Source organism: Halarchaeum acidiphilum MH1-52-1, assembly GCF_000474235.1.
Lineage (GTDB): Archaea > Halobacteriota > Halobacteria > Halobacteriales > Halobacteriaceae > Halarchaeum > Halarchaeum acidiphilum.
The window spans coordinates 1-1147 of the sequence record NZ_BATA01000147.1 but is presented as its reverse complement, the minus strand read 5'-3'; the positions used below and the strand labels follow the sequence as shown (position 1 = coordinate 1147).

2 protein-coding genes are annotated in these 1147 nt (G+C 72.9%); both read left to right on the top strand.

Annotation, left to right across the window (positions count from 1 at the left end; genetic code table 11):
- Nucleotides 1-204 precede the first annotated feature (204 nt).
- Nucleotides 205-651: a hypothetical protein gene (locus tag AOZ13_RS13600; RefSeq protein ID WP_021780880.1), complete on the top strand. Its 447-nt coding sequence runs from the start codon at nucleotides 205-207 to the stop codon at nucleotides 649-651.
- A gap of 30 nt (nucleotides 652-681) precedes the next feature.
- A complete protein-coding gene (locus AOZ13_RS13595) occupies nucleotides 682-1113 on the top strand; it encodes a universal stress protein (RefSeq protein WP_021780879.1) in 432 nt (143 codons plus the stop codon).
- The last annotated feature ends 34 nt before the right edge of the window (nucleotides 1114-1147 follow it).

Sequence of the window (1147 nt, the reverse complement as noted above, 5' to 3'; positions counted from 1 at the left end):
CGACGCCGAGACCGGCACCGCTCGCGGCCACGCCGAACCGGGCCGTGAGGAGACACGCCACCGTGCCGGCGCTCGCACCGAGCGCGACGCGACTGCGACCGATCGTCCGTCGCCGCGAGCCACGTCCGCACGGGACGCGTCCAGAGCCATGTGTGTCGCGACGAGACCGCCCCGCTCTTAGTGTTTCACCTCGTTTCGAGAGCCATGGCGATGGACTCACTCCCGACGCGCCCGCTCACCCTCGCGGAGGGGCGGGCGCTCCACCGCAGCGACGCCTTCCGGATGGTCGCGCCAGCGAGCGCGCACACCGCCCGCGGGGAGGACGAACGCCTCGTCTCCGCGCTCGTGCTCGTGCGCGACGGGATCGTACAGGGCGTCGGCTACGATCTCGCCGACGACGAGTGGACGATCGTCTACAGCGAGTCGTTCGAGGAGGACGGCGACGCCGAACGGGCCGACGCGGACGGCGTCGTCGAGGAGGCGGAGACCCGCGCCCACGAGGCGAACGAAGCGCTCCGCGAGTGGGCGGGCCACGAGGACCGGGAGTTCGAAGCCGTCGAGGACTCGGCCGTCGCGGCCGAGGCCGGGGAGAGCGAGCGCGCCCGCGCGCTCTTCGCGCGCTATCGGAGCGTCGAGAGCGACGCCGAGTAGCTTTTTCCCCGCGGCGAGCGAGGAGCGAATATGACGCGTTTCCTCGTCGCGACCGACTCCGTTCACACGACCGCGGCCGCCTGCGACTACCTCCAGCCCCGACTCGACGCGGACGACGTCGTCCGCGTCGTCGGGATCACCGGGGACGGCTCGCGGGACGGTCACGAGTCGCCGAGCGATTCGTTGGGCGACCGGAACGCCGCGCGGTCCGCTGACGCGGGCGACGCCGTGAACGTCGCCTCGGCGCGCCTCGCGACCCCGAGCGTCGAGACCGCCATCCGCGACGGCGAGCCCGCGGACGAGATCCGCGAGGAACTCGAACGCGGCGACGTGGACGTACTCGTCATCGGCGCACACGAACCCGGTCCCGGCGCGGAGGAGGGCCTCGGGCGGACCGCGGGCGCGCTCGTCGGCCACGTCGAGGTGCCGACGGTCGTCCTCCCGCCCGTCGGACTGGAGTGAGGAGTCCGCACCTCGGTCGCCATCGCTATTCTCG

Coding starts and splice junctions, on each gene's coding strand:
- AOZ13_RS13595 (WP_021780879.1), top strand. CDS start 682: ATGACGCGTTTCCTCGTCGCGACCGACTCCGTTCACACGACCGCGGCC.
- AOZ13_RS13600 (WP_021780880.1), top strand. CDS start 205: ATGGCGATGGACTCACTCCCGACGCGCCCGCTCACCCTCGCGGAGGGG.